General features: G+C 41.2%; 16 protein-coding genes. 9 read left to right on the forward strand and 7 right to left on the reverse strand.

The genetic code is table 11. From position 1 onward, the window contains the following. Window positions 1-64: 64 nt before the first annotated feature. Entirely contained in the window at window positions 65-937 is an 873-nt protein-coding gene (locus M1F03_RS01470; RefSeq protein ID WP_251464910.1) for a LysR family transcriptional regulator, read from the reverse strand. 85 nt (window positions 938-1022) lie between these two features. On the opposite strand from M1F03_RS01470, the gene M1F03_RS01475 reads away from it, so the two are divergent. Next, window positions 1023-2084, forward strand: a complete 1062-nt coding sequence (locus M1F03_RS01475; RefSeq protein WP_251464911.1) for an NAD(P)H-dependent flavin oxidoreductase — start codon at window positions 1023-1025, stop codon at window positions 2082-2084. 60 nt (window positions 2085-2144) lie between these two features. On the opposite strand, the gene yhjD is transcribed toward M1F03_RS01475, so the two are convergent. Both yhjD and M1F03_RS01485 read right to left on the reverse strand, forming a co-directional pair. Beyond that, window positions 2145-3140: an inner membrane protein YhjD gene (gene yhjD / locus M1F03_RS01480; RefSeq protein WP_154624374.1), complete on the reverse strand. Its 996-nt coding sequence runs from the start codon at window positions 3138-3140 to the stop codon at window positions 2145-2147. 177 nt (window positions 3141-3317) lie between these two features. Further along, window positions 3318-3719, reverse strand: a complete 402-nt coding sequence (locus tag M1F03_RS01485; RefSeq protein WP_196713878.1) for a DUF1090 domain-containing protein — start codon at window positions 3717-3719, stop codon at window positions 3318-3320. A gap of 234 nt (window positions 3720-3953) precedes the next feature. Here M1F03_RS01485 and M1F03_RS01490 point away from each other — a divergent pair, with 234 nt between their 5' ends. Both M1F03_RS01490 and gorA read left to right on the forward strand, forming a co-directional pair. Beyond that, the gene (locus M1F03_RS01490; protein WP_154624376.1) at window positions 3954-4796 is read left to right on the forward strand and encodes a 23S rRNA (adenine(2030)-N(6))-methyltransferase RlmJ; all 843 of its coding nucleotides are present in this window, start codon (window positions 3954-3956) and stop codon (window positions 4794-4796) included. A 259-nt stretch (window positions 4797-5055) separates the two neighbouring features. Continuing rightward, a complete protein-coding gene (gorA, locus tag M1F03_RS01495; RefSeq protein WP_154624377.1) occupies window positions 5056-6408 on the forward strand; it encodes a glutathione-disulfide reductase in 1353 nt (450 codons plus the stop codon). Between the two features lie 117 nt (window positions 6409-6525). Here gorA and mobB read toward each other — a convergent pair whose 3' ends face one another. Both mobB and mobA read right to left on the reverse strand, forming a co-directional pair. Further along, window positions 6526-7047: a molybdopterin-guanine dinucleotide biosynthesis protein MobB gene (mobB, locus tag M1F03_RS01500; protein ID WP_247046722.1), complete on the reverse strand. Its 522-nt coding sequence runs from the start codon at window positions 7045-7047 to the stop codon at window positions 6526-6528. Further along, window positions 7044-7637: a molybdenum cofactor guanylyltransferase MobA gene (gene mobA, locus M1F03_RS01505; RefSeq protein WP_163860544.1), complete on the reverse strand. Its 594-nt coding sequence runs from the start codon at window positions 7635-7637 to the stop codon at window positions 7044-7046. Before mobA ends, mobB begins: the two co-directional genes overlap by 4 nt. Before the next feature lie 215 nt (window positions 7638-7852). On the opposite strand from mobA, the gene M1F03_RS01510 reads away from it, so the two are divergent. From M1F03_RS01510 to polA, 4 genes are all read left to right on the forward strand, one after another. Then, on the forward strand, window positions 7853-8122 hold the full coding sequence (locus tag M1F03_RS01510; protein ID WP_154624380.1) for a YihD family protein: 270 nt from the start codon (window positions 7853-7855) through the stop codon (window positions 8120-8122). A gap of 6 nt (window positions 8123-8128) precedes the next feature. Beyond that, entirely contained in the window at window positions 8129-9124 is a 996-nt protein-coding gene (locus tag M1F03_RS01515; protein ID WP_249999695.1) for a serine/threonine protein kinase, read from the forward strand. A gap of 33 nt (window positions 9125-9157) precedes the next feature. Beyond that, window positions 9158-9781 (forward strand): thiol:disulfide interchange protein DsbA, encoded by a 624-nt coding sequence (dsbA, locus tag M1F03_RS01520; protein WP_154624382.1) that lies wholly within the window; start codon window positions 9158-9160, stop codon window positions 9779-9781. A gap of 388 nt (window positions 9782-10169) precedes the next feature. Next, window positions 10170-12959: a DNA polymerase I gene (gene polA, locus M1F03_RS01525; protein WP_247046719.1), complete on the forward strand. Its 2790-nt coding sequence runs from the start codon at window positions 10170-10172 to the stop codon at window positions 12957-12959. Between the two features lie 502 nt (window positions 12960-13461). On the opposite strand, the gene tolC is transcribed toward polA, so the two are convergent. Next, window positions 13462-14814, reverse strand: coding sequence for an outer membrane channel protein TolC (gene tolC, locus M1F03_RS01530; protein ID WP_251464912.1), 1353 nt, complete (start codon window positions 14812-14814; stop codon window positions 13462-13464). A 315-nt stretch (window positions 14815-15129) separates the two neighbouring features. On the opposite strand from tolC, the gene M1F03_RS01535 reads away from it, so the two are divergent. After that, entirely contained in the window at window positions 15130-15912 is a 783-nt protein-coding gene (locus M1F03_RS01535) for an SDR family oxidoreductase (protein ID WP_251464913.1), read from the forward strand. A 532-nt stretch (window positions 15913-16444) separates the two neighbouring features. Here M1F03_RS01535 and yihA read toward each other — a convergent pair. Beyond that, window positions 16445-17056, reverse strand: coding sequence for a ribosome biogenesis GTP-binding protein YihA/YsxC (gene yihA, locus M1F03_RS01540; RefSeq protein WP_247047461.1), 612 nt, complete (start codon window positions 17054-17056; stop codon window positions 16445-16447). Between the two features lie 378 nt (window positions 17057-17434). Between yihA and ppiA the strand changes: the two genes are divergently transcribed. Then, window positions 17435-18007 (forward strand): peptidylprolyl isomerase A, encoded by a 573-nt coding sequence (gene ppiA, locus M1F03_RS01545; protein ID WP_154622085.1) that lies wholly within the window; start codon window positions 17435-17437, stop codon window positions 18005-18007. Window positions 18008-18045 lie beyond the last annotated feature (38 nt).

Consider the following 18045-nt stretch of genomic DNA (forward strand, 5'->3'; position numbering starts at 1 on the left):
TCGTCTAGTTATAACATACTGGAATAATCAGCTTAGCATGTGTTCAGAAAGGCTCTATTGTGTTTTATTCAGCTAACATTAAAGCTTTAAAGGCAGCGAATGCAGGCACATGGTAATCTGAGCGATAAATCAAATAAGTATGGCATAAGGCAACATCAAGCGTTGCAAGCGCGAGTTTCTCATGGGACATGGATTCGAGTAATTGTTCAGGTAGCAGGGCAACACTACTTCCTGCACTGACACAAGCGACCATGGCATGGTAGGAATTGAGTTGCTGAATATGCCAATTTAGTTGGTTTGGAATGTTTAACCATTGCTCAGCAAGATAGCGGTAGCTACAGCCATGAGCAAAAGTAGCCAGTGAGCGAGTTTGGATATCTTCAGCAGCCTTAGCGGCTTTATCTTGTTCAGGAAGTAAGAGAACAAGTCGTTCTTGCCATAATTTTTCTGTTTGTATCCCTATTTCATTGAATTGGGTGAGGTCATACAAATCAGGTGGTAAAGCGACAAAAGCACAATCCAATTTTTCAGTGCGTATTTGATCTATTAACGCTTGGGTAGTGCCTGTGGTTAAGCAAAGCTGTGTTTCAGGATATTGTTTATGGTAGGTCGCTAAAGGTTGTGGCAAACGACATGCCGCTGTACTTTCCATACTGCCTATTCTGAGTTGACCGCCTTCCTTACCTAAACTGGTGACATGACGTGCTTCTTGTTCTAAGGCAAGTAATCGGTATGCATATTGCAAAAAGCGTAAGCCTGCCTGCGACAATTGCATCTGTTTGCCTTGGCGAATAAACAGCTGTTCCCCCAAATCCGTTTCAAGCTGCTGGATTCGAGTGGTAATGTTCGATGGCACTCTGCCTAAGCGAGTCGCTGCCCGTGTAATGCTGAGTTCCTCAGCAACCATACAAAATATTTTTAGCGATTCAGAGTTCATTTTCTTTTTTTGTGAATATGGTGCTATATTTATTCTTAATAAAAGAATAATAAGTGTAACCCTACTTTGTGATAAAGGAAAGACAATGGTACATTCAACATTATTTCTACAGCGTTTAGGCTTGAGATATCCGATAATTCAAGCACCTATGGCGGGTGTTTCAACACCAGCATTAGCAGCGGCAGTCTCTGAGGCTGGAGGTTTAGGGTCATTGGGACTTGGTGCCAGCTCGCTATCTCAAGCCCGTCAGCTAATTGCTCAAACTCAAGCCTTAACAACCAAGCCTTTCAATGTAAATGTATTTTGCCATGCAACGCCGGTACGCAACACTGAAATAGAGCAAGCCTGGATCCACTATTTTGCTGATCAATTCAGCAAATTCAATGCATTACCCCCCAAGCAATTAAACCAAGTGTATACCTCATTCTTGGATGATCCTGATATGTTGGCTTTGCTACTTGAAATGAAGCCCGCGGTGGTCAGTTTTCATTTCAACATTCCGGATAAACAGGCTATTAGTCAGCTCAAGTCTCAAGGGATTTACACGCTAGCGACAGCAACTAATTTAAGAGAAGCGCAGTTGATTGAACAAGCCGGTATTGATGCAATTGTAGCACAAGGTATTGAAGCGGGTGGGCACCGAGGTATGTTTGATGTTCAGGCTCAGGATGAAGGCATTAACACATTAGCTTTGGTTGAATTGTTGGCTCAACACACTCGGCTTCCTCTTATTGCGGCGGGGGGATTAATGAGTGGACAAGATATTATCGCTGTTTTGGAACGTGGAGCCGCAGCCGCTCAATTGGGAACTGCGTTTATATTATGTCCTGAATCAGCCGCGAATGAAGGTTATCGGCGGAATTTAAACAGTAAAAACGCGGAGAATACGGCCTTAACCGCGGCAATTTCAGGCCGACCAGCCAGAGGTATTGTTAATCAGTTCATACAAATGACACAGGTTGATGAGTGCCCACTCATACCTGATTATCCCATCGCCTATGATATCGGAAAACAGTTGCATGCAGCAGCCAGCAAAATAGGTAATGAGGGTTTTGCCGCACATTGGGCAGGGAAAAATGCAATGAAAGCACGAGAGATGCCCGCAAAAAGGTTGATAGAAACACTGGTGTCAGAGATGGAAAATTGAACGATATTTAAGGCAGCAGCGGGATGGCAATAATGGCTATTTTCGCCATCCCGCATGGTGTTAAGGGGTTACTGCTTCTTTATCTGTCGTGTCTTTTGGCTCATCTGTGGCTATCCATGCAGCACAGAATAGTGTGAGTCTGGCAAAGAAATAGAAAAATGCCATTAGGCCTAAAACAGAACCAAAAGCTGCTCCGGACGGTGATGAAGCCAAGTTTGGTAAAATCCATGTCATCACTGATTTAATCACTTCAAAACCAATTGCCGCCAGTAAAGTGCCTTTCAATAATGATGAACGGCGATGCTGCATGCGTGGTAAAATCCAGAAGATCCATAAAAAGAGCAAGAAGTTAGCTGTAATTGAAATAGTAAGGCCGATCAATGTCCAAACAGGTCTTAACCATTCGATGCTGTCTAAACCTAGTGTTCTTACTATGGTGGCTTGCGCTGAACCCGCGACAGAGGTTAGTGTAATTGTCACGATTAAGGCGATCAGTAAACCAATTAAAGCGAGAAAATCACGTAAGTAGCGGAAATAAATTTTTTCGTGTTCATCTTCATTACGCTCCCAGACTGGGCGGGATTGCGCTAAAATTGCCAAGCGTAAATTATTCACCCAATTGACTCCAGAATAGACGGCTAACGCTAAACCGGTTAAACCCACGGTGGTACGTTGGCGAATTGCGGTATCTATTGTTCTTTCTAAAGTATTTGCCAAGGTTGGGTCGCTGATATTGGCTGAGATACCACGCACTAAACGTTCAAGTAATTCAGGGTTACTGGCTAACACAAAACCGGCAGCGGCAAAGGTGAACATCAATACAGGAATTAAAGAGAGGAACGAAAAATAGGTAATAGCAGCACCGAACTGATTCCCCATGCGGTCAGTAAACCGTTGGGCGGTGCGAATAAGGTGTGCAATAAAAGGTATCGCACAAATAAAATTCACGACCTTCATCGAAAAGGTAAGCGCTTTTTTACTATTATCGATACTTTTATTTAGTGAAGATTTTAATTTACCAGCGTCTTTTTGCTCTTTATCCTGCATATTCGACATTCGTTCCTCTTTCTACATCTTGTCTAATTTCGCTTAATTTTCACCATACTATAGCTCAAACTGGTAAAATTTTTCACCTTAATGCCTATTTTTATCGATTAAGTAGGCATTAAGGGGAGTCATATTGTTGTAAAATAAGGCGCAATTAGACAAAGAATATGGGAGGATTACACAGTATTATAAACCTGTTTTATAGGTTTCTAATTCCGCTTGTGCTTCTTTTAGCTCTTCTTGAGCTTCTTTTAATTTACGCTCGCGTTTGGCAATTTTACCGCTATCACCTTTTTGTTTTTCTTCGAGTAATTCAGCTTCCCTTTCTTGCACTTTTTCTTGTTTTTCCGCGACATTTTTTTGGCTATCACGGTAAAGTGATTCAGGAGTACAGTAGGTATTAACATTATCAAGCGCTCTTTGTAGCCCAGCTATACGATGTGTGTTACCGTGCTTTTTAGCATATTCGATTTGCGTTTCAATCTTCTGCTTTTTAATTTGGCAGCCATTATTTGGACTCGCGGCCATTGCGGATGTCCCTGCTAAAATTAATACCGTAGTCATTGTGGTCATGAGTGTTTTACGCATTTTCTGTCCTTAATTATATTGAAATTTTAGTTAGGATAGCTTTTTATTGTATTGACGTCATCACTATTTTGTCAAAATAGGAATGGTGCTAATTTGATAAAAAGTTGGCTATAATGGTGCAGAATCAGAACAAATCATTCGGTCTATTTTTATTCAACAGGCTGTCTTTAAAGAATCTATTTGATAGTAGCCATATGTGGCTAGTGTTGAATGTCCTCAGGAAATAAGAGTGTCATGCTAAGTTACCGCCATAGTTTTCACGCAGGCAATCATGCGGATGTGTTAAAGCACACTGTTCAAAGCCTCATTATTGAATCTCTTAAAGAGAAAGAAAAACCTTTCCTGTATGTGGATACTCATTCAGGGGCTGGCCGTTATCAATTGACGGGAGAACATGCAGAGAAAACAGGTGAGTATCTGCAAGGGATCGCACGTATTTGGGAACAACCAGACCTACCAGAGGAATTACTCCCTTATATGAATATCGTGCGTCGCATGAATGACAATGGGCGACTACGTTATTATCCCGGCTCACCGCTATTAGCGAAATACTTATTACGTGAGCAAGACAAACTCGTACTGACTGAATTACACCCTACAGATTATCCCTTATTGCGTGCAGAGTTTTCTCGTGACAATCGTGCCCAAGTCTCGAAAGAAGATGGTTATCAGCAATTAAAAGCAAAATTGCCACCTCCGAGCCGCCGTGGATTTATGTTGATGGATCCACCCTATGAGTTGAAATCAGATTATGAAGCGGTAGTGAAGGGCATTGTTGAGGGCTATAAACGTTTTGCGACGGGGACTTATGCGATATGGTATCCCGTTGTATTGCGTCAACAGATCAAAAGAATGATCAGCCAATTAGAGGCGACTGGGATCCGTAAAATTCTACAAATTGAATTAGCGGTGCGTCCTGATAGCGATCAACGAGGCATGACCGCGTCAGGTATGATTGTGATCAATCCCCCTTGGAAGCTAGAACAGCAGATGAAAAAAGTGCTGCCTTGGTTGCATCAAACTCTTGTTCCAGAGGGAACTGGGCATACATTGGTCGAATGGATCGTACCAGAATAGGTAAAAGCTATTACATTGAGAGGTAATACCTACCTATTGAAACTATTGTGCTTAGAGGGATAATTAGCATAATCGGACATGTTTTACGCTAAATAATTCGACGTGTAGCTAGGTGATCAGTGAACAAGTGGCTAAGCATAGGGTCAGTTGTGTGATGAGTGCCATTAGGCGTCAATAGCCGATCTTAGCGTGTAGCGCTGCTACTTGAAGAAGTCAACGAGTATAGCTTTTTAATTAATCAAAATGGGATAACCAAGTTATGAGCAAACATTACGACTATATTGCAATTGGTGGTGGTAGTGGCGGCATTGCTTCTATGAACCGTGCAGCGATGTATGGACAAAAGTGTGCCCTGATCGAAGCGAAAGAATTAGGTGGAACCTGTGTAAACGTAGGATGTGTTCCAAAAAAAGTGATGTGGCATGCCGCACAAATTTCTGAAGCTATCCGTGCTTACGGCCCTGACTATGGTTTTGACACCACAATTAATCGTTTTGATTGGAAAACATTAATTGCAAGTCGTACTGCTTATATTGATCGTATCCACCAGTCTTATGATCGTGTGTTAGGCAATAATAAGGTTGATGTGATCAAGGGATTTGCTCGTTTTGTTGACGCACATACCGTTGAAGTCGATGGTGAAATTTATACAGCAGACCATATTTTGATTGCAACAGGTGGTCGTCCAGTGATCCCTGCCATCCCTGGTGCTGAATATGGCATGACTTCAGATGGCTTCTTTGAGTTAGAAGCGTTGCCAAAACGTGTTGCTGTTGTTGGTGCGGGCTATATCGCGGTTGAGTTAGCTGGGGTATTAAATGGTCTTGGTAGCGAAGCACACTTGTTTGTGCGTAAACACGCTCCATTACGCTCATTCGACCCGCTGATCGTTGAAACTTTAGTTGAAGTCATGAATACCGAAGGCCCCACTTTGCATACAGAGTCAGTGCCAAAAGAAGTTGTGAAAAATGCAGATGGCTCACTGACGTTGAAACTCGAAAATGGCAAACAACACACTGTTGATGCCTTGATCTGGGCTATTGGGCGTGAACCAATGACAGATAACTTGAATATTGAAGCGACAGGTGTTGAGCTGAATGAAAAAGGCTACATCAAAGTCGATAAATATCAAAATACCAATGTTGCTGGCGTGTATGCCGTAGGTGATAACACGGGCGCGGTTGAATTAACGCCAGTCGCGGTTGCCGCGGGTCGTCGCCTTTCAGAACGTTTGTTTAATAACAAACCTGATGAGCATTTAGACTATAGTAATATTCCAACCGTTGTATTTAGCCATCCACCTATTGGAACCGTTGGTTTAACGGAGCCTGAAGCTATTGAGAAATACGGTGCTGATCAGGTTAAATGTTATAAGTCGTCCTTTACCGCTATGTATACAGCAGTGACCTCCCATCGTCAGCCATGCCGCATGAAATTAGTTTGTGCAGGGGCGGATGAAAAAATTGTTGGTATTCATGGTATTGGATTTGGTATGGATGAAATCTTGCAAGGATTCGCTGTTGCGCTGAAGATGGGGGCAACCAAGAAAGATTTCGATAATACTGTGGCTATCCACCCAACAGCGGCGGAAGAGTTCGTGACAATGCGTTAAAACACCCGTTTTAGGTCATTCAACGAGATAAGGCTGAACGTGTCGGTTCAGCCTTTGTTATTTAATGGCTCATGCTGATAAGACATTAAGCATATTATTTTAATAATACGCTTAAATTTATTGGCTTTTTTGCCACCAAGAAACAATGTAGTCAGCGATCTGTTCAGGATTGTTAATATCCAGTTGCGGTAAGACAGTATCAATAATTTGATTACTTGCTACAGCAATCACATGTTGATCAATTAAGCCATCGAGGGGTTTGCCCACCTCAGCTCTAAACAGAGCGATCTTACTGATCGCCTCATGCTTAAAACCTTCCACTAAAATGAGATCCAGTGAGTGTGGATCAAAACGGCTCGCGAGGTAATGTAGGTCTAATTCTTCTTCATTATCTGGCGTTTCCGTCATGAGCGCCCAACGTTTTTGGCTGGCGACGAGTGTTTGGTCGGCACCTGCTTTACGCAATTCATAACTGTCTTTACCCGGTTTATCGACATCCATATCGTGATGCGTGTGCTTGACTAAGCCGACACGGAGGTGACGTTGCCGTAGTAATGGGATCACTTTTTTTAATAGCGTTGTTTTGCCAGTACCACTGTAGGCCGTGATACCCAGTAGAGGTAGAGATTTTTGGTTCATGATTCTTTTTGTTGCTGTTCCCAGTTGCGGCTATCTTCTGGTGTGTTTAAATTAGCAAAAGAGCCCGATTGTGGAGGGAAAATTACACATTTTGCTGCAACTTCCCGCATAAATAACATTAATTTTCGTTCCCCTTTTGCGAGATATTCATCCAACGAAGGTGCTAAAGAACGATGGAGTAAGGCAAAAGTTGGATGGTCACGTACTGTATCATTAGCATAACAAGCGAGGCTATCGCCTTTTGATTGAAACAGGGTTGAAGCTAGTGTGAGCGGAAAATCAGGAACATCACAAGGAACAAATAATAACCATTCTGTTGTCGCATGATGTAATCCAGCCTGCATGCCAGCTAATGGTCCGGCGAAATCCGCATTGAGATCAGAAATAACAGGAAAACCACTTTGTTGGTAGCATTCTTGGTTACGATTCGCATTGATCGCCAGTTTTCCGACCTGAGGCTGAAGGCGTTCAAGAATATGTTGATAAAGCGGTTTACCGCGAAGTGATATTAAACCTTTATCGACCCCCCCCATACGGCGGCCTAGCCCACCAGCGAGTATCACACCGGTTATTGATTGCTTATCTAACATATTCAATTTTCCTGACTATCTTCAATAAAAGGTTTCAACACAGATGAAAGTAAATTTCGTTATAGTATTCGCTAAAATTTATTCCATTTTCCTATAAAATCAACGAATGTACATGCGAATTAAAGTTAAACTTTACTTAGATTGACATCCATTCGCTTTTTCTCTTGTATGATAGCAAGTAATTTGGCCCCAATATTCGTGATGAAGGAATAAACATGAAATGCCATCGTTTAAATGAAGTTATTGAGCTTCTACATCCTGTATGGAAGGACAATTCAGATCTGAACTTAGTGGAATTACTGCAAAAGCTTGCAGATGAGGCGGGTTTTAAAGGCCCTTTATCTGACCTCACGGATGATGTGCTGATATATCATCTGAAAATGCGTGATAAAAGCAGTGATGAAGCTATACCTGGTTTGAAAAAAGATTATGAAGAAGACTTCAAAACCGCGTTACTGCGGGCTCGTGGTATCATAAAAGATTAATTCGTCATGAATAATATTGAACATTCTCATTTTCATTTTAGTGGCATCTCTCCTGACCTGATCCTTGATGCACTCATGGAAGCGGGTATCTACCCTGAATCAGGCCTGACTGAGCTTAATAGCTATGAAAATCGGGTTTACCAGTTTCAGGACGAAAACCGTAAACGGTTTGTGGTGAAGTTTTATCGACCCGAACGTTGGAACCGCTCACAAATTCAAGAAGAGCATGATTTTACGCTTGAATTACAAGAGGCTGAATTAGCTGTTGCTGCTCCCATCGAATTTTCAGGGCAAACCGTATTGGAATTCGGTGGTTTCATGTTTGCTGTTTTTCCAAGTATTGGTGGGCGTCAATATGAAACTGATAACTTATTTCAGCTTGAAGATGTTGGACGCTTATTAGGCCGGATCCACCAAGTGGGCAAGAAAAACAACTTCACGTTTCGTCCTACATTAGGCATTGCCGAGTATCTCGAGCAACCTAGGCACATCATGGCTCAGAGTGAATTGATTTCACCAAGATGGAAACCGGCATTCATTGAATCACTCGACAGATTGATAGAGCAGACGAAACGGCTTTGGCCAACGGAATTAGCAGCAATACGCTTACAGGGTGATTGCCACCCCGGCAATATTTTGTGGCGTGATGAGGCTTGGCTGGTGGATTTTGATGATGCGCGTAATGGCCCTGCGGTGCAAGACTTATGGATGCTGTTAAATGGCTCTCGTCAGGAACAGTTAATTCAGTTGGACACGCTACTGGAAGCCTATAATGAATTTTGTGATTTTGATGTCAAAGAACTGAAATTGATCGAGCCACTCAGAGCGATGCGAATGGTGCATTATTTGGGATGGATCATTCGTCGCTGGCAAGATCCTGCTTTTCCAAAGGCGTTTTCATGGTTACAAGATGATGATTTCTGGCAAAAACAATCAATCGAATTTGCTTTGCAAGTTGAACGATTGCAAGAAGCCCCTTTGCAGTTGAACTCTCAATTTTAATTAAATAAATACTATTTTTGGAGAACGTAGTATATGAAAAGAATCATGTTGGCTTTAATTGGTATTGCCATGTCATTTGGGGCTGCTGCCGCAAATTACTCTGAAGGTAAAGAATATACGGAGATCAAACAACCCGTACAAAACCTGCCACAGGTATTAGAGTTTTTCTCTTTTTATTGCCCACATTGCTATCAGTTTGAAAATGTCTATAAAGTACCGCAGACAGTAGAAAAAAATCTGCCTGAAGGCGTGAAAATGGAACGCTATCATGTTGATTTCTTAGGCCCGTTAGGTCCAAATCTGACCCAAGCTTGGGCTGTGGCGATGGTATTAAAAGTTGAAGACAAAGTGACACCTATTCTGTTCGAAGGTATCCAAAAAACGCAATCTATTCATACACCAGAAGATATTCGTAACGCCTTCATTAAGGCTGGTGTGAGTGGTGAAGAATATGATGCTGCGTTGAACAGCTTTGTCGTCAAATCACTGGTGTCTAAACAGCAGAATGCTGCGCAAGATCTGAAGCTACGTGGAGTTCCAGCGATGTTTGTTGATGGCAAATATCAAATCCGTAATAACGGGATTGCGGTAGAGAATGCGGCTGATTATGGAAAAGAGTTCTCCAATGTTGTGAACTATTTGATCAACAAAAAATAGCCTATCCTTGTGGCGGCGGGACTTGCCGCCACATTTCACGATTCTTTACGCACCGTTATCAATATCCACAATGTCTCGCATACACTATTTTTGCGCTAGATCAATGGACTTTGCTCTAACTTATTGATTTCATTTTCTTGTTTAACTACTTGATCTTTTCTTAGTTATTGAATCTAAGGCATAACATTATTTTGCCCACAGAGTTATCCACAGGTTATTTTGTTAGGTTTCATCGTCGATAAAGGGAAAATAATCACTTAATTCCTGTCATCGTAATGGCAACATTGTCGCAAGGATCGTCGGTGAAATTGAAACTCAACGTGTATCTAAGCCCACATTGTGGCATCCTATTCATTATTCATTCCTGACAAAAAGATGATGACAGATTATGGCTCAGATAGCAGAAAATCCTCTTATATTGGTAGATGGCTCATCTTACCTATACCGCGCTTATCATGCATTTCCACCTCTGACTAACAGTGCAGGCGAACCGACAGGCGCCATGTATGGTGTGCTCAATATGTTGCGTAGCTTGATTATGCAATATCAGCCAAGCCATGTGGCTGTCGTCTTTGATGCCAAGGGAAAAACATTTCGTGATGAACTGTTTGAAAGTTATAAATCACACCGTCCTCCCATGCCGGATGATTTGCGTGAGCAAATAGCACCACTGCACGAAATGGTAGAAGCAATGGGTTTACCATTATTGGTGGTTTCTGGGGTAGAAGCTGATGACGTGATTGGTACTCTTGCAAGACAAGCGAGTCAAAAAGGGATCCCTGTCTTGATCAGTACTGGTGATAAAGATATGGCGCAGTTGGTTGAACCCAATATTACGCTGATCAATACCATGACCAATACGATATTAGGGCCACAGGAAGTGGTTGATAAATATGGTGTACCACCTGAATTGATTATCGACTTTTTGGCTTTAATGGGGGATTCCTCTGATAACATCCCAGGGGTTCCGGGGGTTGGCGAAAAAACAGCGCTTGCCTTATTACAGGGGATCGGCAGTTTAGAGAAGATTTATGATTCTTTAGATGAGATTGCGGCGCTTGGATTTAGAGGCTCAAAAACACTTGCCCCTAAAATGGAAGAAAATCGAGAAGTTGCATTCCTCTCTTATCAACTTGCAACCATTAAAACGGATGTTGAGTTAGACAAAAGCTGTGAAGAGCTTGCCATTACCAAACCAAATGCAGAAAAACTTCATCAATTGTTTAGCCGCTATGAATTTAAACGTTGGTTAGCCGATGTCGAAAATGGCACTTGGATGGAGGGGAAAAGCGCGAAGAGTAGTGCAGCAGCAAGTAAAACAGAAAAGAAAATTGAAGCTGTCATGTCTGCTCCGACACTGAGTGCGGAAAATTACCAAACGATCTTAGAAAAAGCAGATTTAGATCGTTGGGTAGAAAAATTAGCGTCAGCATCTCTATTTGCTTTTGATACTGAAACCGACAGTTTAGATACTCAAGAAGCTCACTTAGTCGGCATGTCCTTTGCGATTGAACCTGGTTATGCGGCTTATCTACCCTTAGGTCATGATTATCTCGATGCACCAGCTCAACTGCCATTAAATGATGTTTTGGCTGTATTAAAGCCGATACTGGAAAGTGAAAAAATCTTGAAAGTAGGGCAAAACTTAAAATATGACGCTGAGGTGTTACTCAATTACGATATTGAGCTTAAAGGTATTGAATTCGACACGATGTTGGAGTCGTATGTACTCAACAGCGTTGCGGGCATGGGGCGCCATGATATGGATAGCCTCGCGGAACGCCATCTTAACCATAAAACCGTCTCTTTCGAAGAAATCGCTGGAAAGGGCAAAAAGCAACTGACATTCAATCAAATTGCGTTGGAACAAGCGGCGAATTACGCAGCAGAAGATGCCGATGTGACTTTGCTACTCCATCAAGCTCTGTATCCACAGCTAGAAGCTGAGCCTAAGTTGAATAAAGTTTTCCGTGAAATCGAAATGCCTTTAGTGCCTGTTCTTGTCAGAATGGAGCGTAAAGGGGTATTAATCGATGCGGCGGTGCTAGCGGCTCAATCGAAAGAGATCACTGCACGTTTGGCGGAATTGGAGAAAGAGGCTTTTGAGCTTGCGGGTGAAGAGTTCAATCTTGCGTCACCAAAACAACTACAAGCGATTCTCTTTGAGAAACTGCAATTGCCTGTTGTGAAGAAAACGCCAAGCGGCGCACCTTCCACCAATGAAGAAGTCCTTGAAGAGTTAGCACTGAATCACGCATTGCCTAAGTTATTACTTGAACATCGGAGTCTTGCAAAACTGAAGTCAACCTATACAGATAAGTTGCCGTTGATGATCAGCCCGCAAACTCAACGGGTACACACCTCGTATCACCAAGCAGTGACAGCGACAGGGCGTTTATCGTCTCGTGACCCTAACTTGCAAAATATCCCTGTTAGAACGGAAGAAGGCCGTCGTATTCGACAGGCTTTCATTGCACGTCAGGGCTATAAAGTTGTGGCGGCGGACTATTCGCAAATCGAATTACGTATTATGGCTCACTTATCACAAGATAAGGGGTTGTTAACTGCATTTGCGGAAGGTAAGGATATTCACCGTGCAACAGCATCTGAAGTATTTGGTGTGCCTTTGGATGAAGTGACGAGTGATCAGCGTCGTAGCGCAAAAGCAATTAACTTTGGTTTGATTTATGGCATGAGCGCATTTGGATTAGCGCGCCAATTGGGGATCCCTCGTGGTGAAGCGCAACGCTATATGGACCTCTATTTTGAGCGTTACCCAGGCGTGTTGCGTTATATGGAAAATACACGCCATCAAGCCTCTGAACAAGGCTATGTTGAAACTCTAGAAGGACGTCGTCTGTATCTTGCGGATATTAAATCAAGCAATGGTATGCGCCGAAAAGCGGCCGAACGTGAGGCGATCAACGCACCTATGCAAGGAACGGCAGCCGATATCATCAAGAAAGCGATGATCGCGGTGGATGCTTGGTTACAGACCGAAAAACCACATGCTGACATGCTCATGCAAGTACATGATGAATTGGTTTTTGAAGTCAAAGAGTCAGCGCTTGATAGTGTGACCGCCAAAATACGTGAGTTGATGGAACAAAGTATGCAACTTGATGTACCGTTGAAGGTTGATGTCGGTATTGGCGATAACTGGGATGAAGCCCACTAGTGAGAGTCTGAACTGAGTCGAATGCTTAATTCGACTCAGTTTTATTTAGTTATATTATCTATTGTGAAATTATATATTATTCTATTAATACTAATACATAACTCAGTACAGACGAATGTTTGGATGTTTTCTCATTAGCCATAATTTGCATTTGGGTATTAGGCTCAATCATTCCAGACCAAGATGATATACTGATGACAGTAACCCCATATTGATTCTAACGAGTATCAACTTCAGCAATTGCAACTTGCTTTCCATTAATATCTAGACGGTGATGAGCTTTTGTTTTTTACCCTCGACTCGATGCCATTAATTTTGGAATGGTTATTTTCCGTTTTTGTGGTGAAGGCGAAATGATTAACGCTTCTCCATTTTTAATGCAATACATTTCATTTACTTTCACTGTTGATTTCCTTGAGCTCATTTTGACTTTAAAAGCAATAATGGCATAGAGCGTGATGAGTGATAAAAATGAAATTTATTAAGTTTTAATTAAAATAAATTATTGCATTTTTGGTTCATCAATGGATATTTCATTGCCTAGCATTTTATTGATACGCTGAATGCTATTTTCGTTTAAGGAGCCTTGTAAATATTCCATTTTTAATTGGTTGATTAAATAATCATATTGGGCATTCGATAAATTTTTTTTTGACTGATAGAGGGCGGAAGTGGCAGATAGCATATCGACAATAGTGCGCGTTCCTACTTGATAACCCGCTTCTGTGGCATCTAATGAGCTTTGTGTCGAAATGATTAGTTGCTTATAGGCTTTAATACTACTTATCGACGACAATATATTATTGTATGAAGAGCTAACTTGCTGGGTGACGTTGCGATAATCACTTTCAAGTTGCTCTGTTGCTGCCTGAAAACCATACTGAGCTTGCTTAACTTGGGAATTAACCGTATTTCCTTGATAGATTGGTAAATTTAACGAGAGGGCTGCATTATTTTTCCCTGAATGGTTATGTATTCGATGTTGGTTTTCGATATTATTCTTGTCTAGCCGAGTGTTATTGATGGCTGTAGAAGCTTCTAAAGTGACTATAGGTAAATGCCCGCTTTTGGCGAGGGATATCTTATCATTTGATATTTCTTGTATCAGGCGAGATTTTAATAAGCTAAGGTTTTTCATTCGAGCATTTTCAAGTAGAAAGGTGATATTATCGGGTTTGGCGAGTTGTAACTTATTAATATTGAGTTTTGCTAATTGAGTATATCGAACGCCACTAATTTTTCTTAATATTTCAACTGAATTCTTCAATTCGTTGTAACCTATAACCTCTTGAGCAATGATGCTGTCATAGTTAGCTCTCGCATTTTGCACGTCAGTGATGGTCGTTAGTCCTACATTAAAGCGTTGTGTGGTTTGATCTAACTGATGATAAACCGCGAGTTTATGGGCTTTTATGTAAGTGAGGGCATCAATAGACTTTAAGATATTAAAGTAAGAGATAGCCGTTTCTAAAAGAAGATCTTGCTGGCTTATTTGATAGTTAATATCTGAAATAGCGGCCTGTTTTTCTTGAATAGACAGTGATTTCCACTGGGAACTATCGATTATAGCTTGTGTCATTTGTAGGGATAATGCGGAGTTTTTAATATTTTTATTATTATCTGTTTCATCATTGTTTTTATAGCTTGAATTCGCGTTTAATTTTAATTGAGGTAGTAATGAGCTACGCTCTTCATCTATTTTTTTATAGGCTTGATAACGCTCACTTTCTGTTTTTTTTAATGTGGGGTTGTTATCTTTCGTTATTTTATAAATATCCAATAAATCCTCTGCGTTACAATTAAAAACTATAATTATTGAGCTTATTAAAGTAAATAATTTAATTATTTTATTCATTGGTATTAATTCCTAATGCGTTTTTTACAGTTTCGTCTAAATGAGATGTCAGAAAGAAATTTTAATTAAATTATAGATCAGCCATTAAAATGTAAATATAAAAAATCACATTTAAAAATTTAATGTATCTGTTTTGCTATGTGAGCCAACTTAATTAAGTTAGTGTACAAAATGAAATTATTTTACTATCAAATATAATGTGCATTTACTACCTAAGAACGATTGCCACAGTCCATTTTTTTCCCTCAATATAGCGTTTATGTAATCTAATATCTTTTATGGCGACAGGCTTATTTCAGAGCTAAAGGATGAATCATGGAACGCTTATTTTCTCCAACTGCATTTCAAGGGCAGGTCGTGCTAGTTACTGGTGGAGCTCAAGGTATTGGTTTAGCGATTGTTGAAGCCTTTGCTCAATTAGGGGCTTGCGTGATGATGGCTGATTTGCAGTTACAAAAGGCGCAAGCAGCCGCAGCTTCATTGGTCGCAAAAGGGTTTAACGTTCAGGCGGAAGGTTGTGACTGTGCACAGCGGCAACAAATCACCGCTTTGATAGCCAAAATAGAGTGCCAATATCATCGATTAGATGTTGTGGTACACAATGCCGCCTATTTTCCGCTAACAGAATTTATGCAAATAGAGGAGGCGTTATTACAACAGACACTCAGTGTTAATTTAATGGCGCCTTTTTATTTGGCTCAAGCGGCTCAACCGATTATGCAAAGGCAGGGCGGTGGACGTATTTTAATCACCTCATCTGTCACTGGCCCTAGAGTTGCTTACCCAGGACTTACGCATTATGCGGCCTCTAAAGCGGGGGTTAATGGTTTTATTAAGTCAGCTGCATTGGAGTTAGCGCCTTTTGGGATCACGGTAAATGGCGTTGAACCGGGAATGATCCGTACACCTGCCATGGCCAATTTAGGGGATGACCAACTTAATCAAAATATAGCTAGGGCAGTGCCTCTCGGCCGTTTAGGTGAACCAGAGGATATTGCTGCTGCGATGGTATTTTTAGCCTCGCAAGCCGCAGGCTATATTACGGGACAGACGATTGTCGTTGATGGTGGGGCATTACTGCCTGAAACTGTTTTGTAGGTGAACCTGATCTCGCTCGATGCTCGACACCGATGATGTTTGCTCTGTTTTCTTTTGCGCAATTTGAAGGTGTCATGCCATAAAACATCTTTTATCTTTCTGGATTTTTCCTGCTGTTTTTATTTGGCGGAGAACCCCCTTTTTTGTGTGTTATTTGTGCAAAACTACGTGTTTTAGCTGAGTGGAATAAAAATTTACATTACATATTAATGCGACCTATCTCTCATAAATATGTAATAAAAATACGTTTTTTAACGCATATTGCGGTTTTATATTCGCTGAATCGTAGTAAGCATTGAAAAAAAATTACATAAAAGCTTTTTTTTGCGCAAAAAATCAAGTAGAGTATACGGCGTAGGGTACAGAGGTAAGATGTTCTATCTTTCAGACCTTTTACTTCACGTAATCGGATTTAGCTGAATATTAGCTGCTCCAGTCAATATTTTGACTGGAGCATTTTTTTATTCAAAATTTGAGCTAATTGATGATATTTGCCGTTGTGCGCCGATTGACGCACAAGGATGGAAATGGATTAAGCGGGCGTGCTGTACCAGCTATCGAGTTTGATACGTAATTTATCAATACCAATCTTTTTCAGTGCGGAAAAATATTCGACTTCCACATCACCCCCTAATGGTTGTAATGTTTGACGAACTTCCATTAATTGTTTTTTCCGTGCACCAGACGCGAGTTTATCAGCTTTCGTGAGGAGCACTAAAACAGGAATTTCCATCGCGATAGACCACTCAATCATTTGCATATCCAGGTCTTTCAGGGGGTGGCGAATGTCCATCAATACCACCAAGCCTTTAATACATTCTCTTTTTTGCAGATATTCGCCGAGTGCTTTTTGCCATTTGCGTTTCATCTCTTCAGGCACTTCGGCATAACCGTAGCCCGGTAAGTCAACAAGACGAATGCCTTCTTCGACTTCAAATAGATTGATTAATTGAGTGCGTCCTGGTGTTTTACTGGTACGGGCTAAGCTTTTTTGCTGTGTCAGCGCGTTCAATGCGCTAGATTTTCCTGCATTGGAGCGGCCAGCAAAGGCAACTTCGATACCGGTATCTTTTGGTAGATGACGGATATCGGGCGCACTGATGACAAATTTTGTCATGTGATAGTTATGGTTTTTGATTGTCATAGGTGGTTCTCCCTGAGTTGACCTTTGAGGCTGAGGGATTATAGCCATTGAAGGCTGACAAACAAAGCCAAAATTAATCTATACAATCGATGATATGCGTTTAAATTCGCTATTTTTATCTCATATTTGTAGTAATTTAACCATTGTCGAGAGTTTGTAGATTATCTGACGTAAATAAAGGTAAATCTTTAGCAATATATTTAGCTTCGCTCTAGAATTGGTGAATTACACTCATCATAGTCCAAGTTTACAGCATTGCTGATGATGCTTTCAGGCTCACACTTATACGTCTAGCCATCAATTTTTTGGTGTATTAGCTGTACCTTGAATTATTTAGAGTATAATTAAGTCATTAAGCTATAGCGAAAGGGATCTTGAATGTTAAAACGAATTTTTGTGCCTTTACTCGCGGTCTGTGCTATCAGCGCGTCTTCTCTGGCATTAGCTGCGGGTGAAACCTATGTCAAATTAGTGACTTCCGCGGGAAACATTGAATTAGAACTGAATGATAAAAAAGCACCCGTAACCACTGAAAACTTTCTTCAATATGTGAATGAAGGTTATTACAACGGGACCACGTTCCACCGTGTTATTCCTGGTTTTATGATTCAAGGCGGCGGTTTTAACAAAGATCTTCAGCAAAAGCAGACACGTGGCCCCATTAAAAATGAAGCAGACAACGGTCTACGTAATTTGCGTGGAACGATTTCGATGGCTCGTACAGCGAATAAAGACAGTGCGACCAGCCAGTTTTTTATCAACGTTGCTGATAATGCCTTCTTAGACCATGGCCAGCGTGACTTTGGTTATGCCGTTTTTGGTAAGGTTGTCAAAGGAATGGATGTGGTTGATAAAATTTCTAAAGTGAAAACCGAAAACGTTGGCCCATACCAAAATGTGCCCGTTGAGCCAATCTCTATCATTTCTGCTGAAGTGATCAAAAAGCCATAATGGATAGGGTGGGTAGGTCGTGAGTATTTACCCACTTA

Origin of the sequence: Providencia sp. PROV080 (genome assembly GCF_033688105.1) — a bacterium.
In the GTDB taxonomy this organism is placed as follows: domain Bacteria; phylum Pseudomonadota; class Gammaproteobacteria; order Enterobacterales; family Enterobacteriaceae; genus Providencia; species Providencia zhejiangensis.

What these genes read in the sequence shown, in the direction of transcription:
- M1F03_RS01470 (WP_251464910.1), bottom strand. Translation starts at nt 937, where the DNA reads ATGAACTCTGAATCGCTAAAAATATTTTGTATGGTTGCTGAGGAACTC.
- M1F03_RS01475 (WP_251464911.1), top strand. Translation starts at nt 1,023, where the DNA reads ATGGTACATTCAACATTATTTCTACAGCGTTTAGGCTTGAGATATCCG.
- yhjD (WP_154624374.1), bottom strand. Translation starts at nt 3,140, where the DNA reads ATGTCGAATATGCAGGATAAAGAGCAAAAAGACGCTGGTAAATTAAAA.
- M1F03_RS01485 (WP_196713878.1), bottom strand. Translation starts at nt 3,719, where the DNA reads ATGCGTAAAACACTCATGACCACAATGACTACGGTATTAATTTTAGCA.
- M1F03_RS01490 (WP_154624376.1), top strand. Translation starts at nt 3,954, where the DNA reads ATGCTAAGTTACCGCCATAGTTTTCACGCAGGCAATCATGCGGATGTG.
- gorA (WP_154624377.1), top strand. Translation starts at nt 5,056, where the DNA reads ATGAGCAAACATTACGACTATATTGCAATTGGTGGTGGTAGTGGCGGC.
- mobB (WP_247046722.1), bottom strand. Translation starts at nt 7,047, where the DNA reads ATGAACCAAAAATCTCTACCTCTACTGGGTATCACGGCCTACAGTGGT.
- mobA (WP_163860544.1), bottom strand. Translation starts at nt 7,637, where the DNA reads ATGTTAGATAAGCAATCAATAACCGGTGTGATACTCGCTGGTGGGCTA.
- M1F03_RS01510 (WP_154624380.1), top strand. Translation starts at nt 7,853, where the DNA reads ATGAAATGCCATCGTTTAAATGAAGTTATTGAGCTTCTACATCCTGTA.
- M1F03_RS01515 (WP_249999695.1), top strand. Translation starts at nt 8,129, where the DNA reads ATGAATAATATTGAACATTCTCATTTTCATTTTAGTGGCATCTCTCCT.
- dsbA (WP_154624382.1), top strand. Translation starts at nt 9,158, where the DNA reads ATGAAAAGAATCATGTTGGCTTTAATTGGTATTGCCATGTCATTTGGG.
- polA (WP_247046719.1), top strand. Translation starts at nt 10,170, where the DNA reads ATGGCTCAGATAGCAGAAAATCCTCTTATATTGGTAGATGGCTCATCT.
- tolC (WP_251464912.1), bottom strand. Translation starts at nt 14,814, where the DNA reads ATGAATAAAATAATTAAATTATTTACTTTAATAAGCTCAATAATTATA.
- M1F03_RS01535 (WP_251464913.1), top strand. Translation starts at nt 15,130, where the DNA reads ATGGAACGCTTATTTTCTCCAACTGCATTTCAAGGGCAGGTCGTGCTA.
- yihA (WP_247047461.1), bottom strand. Translation starts at nt 17,056, where the DNA reads ATGACAATCAAAAACCATAACTATCACATGACAAAATTTGTCATCAGT.
- ppiA (WP_154622085.1), top strand. Translation starts at nt 17,435, where the DNA reads ATGTTAAAACGAATTTTTGTGCCTTTACTCGCGGTCTGTGCTATCAGC.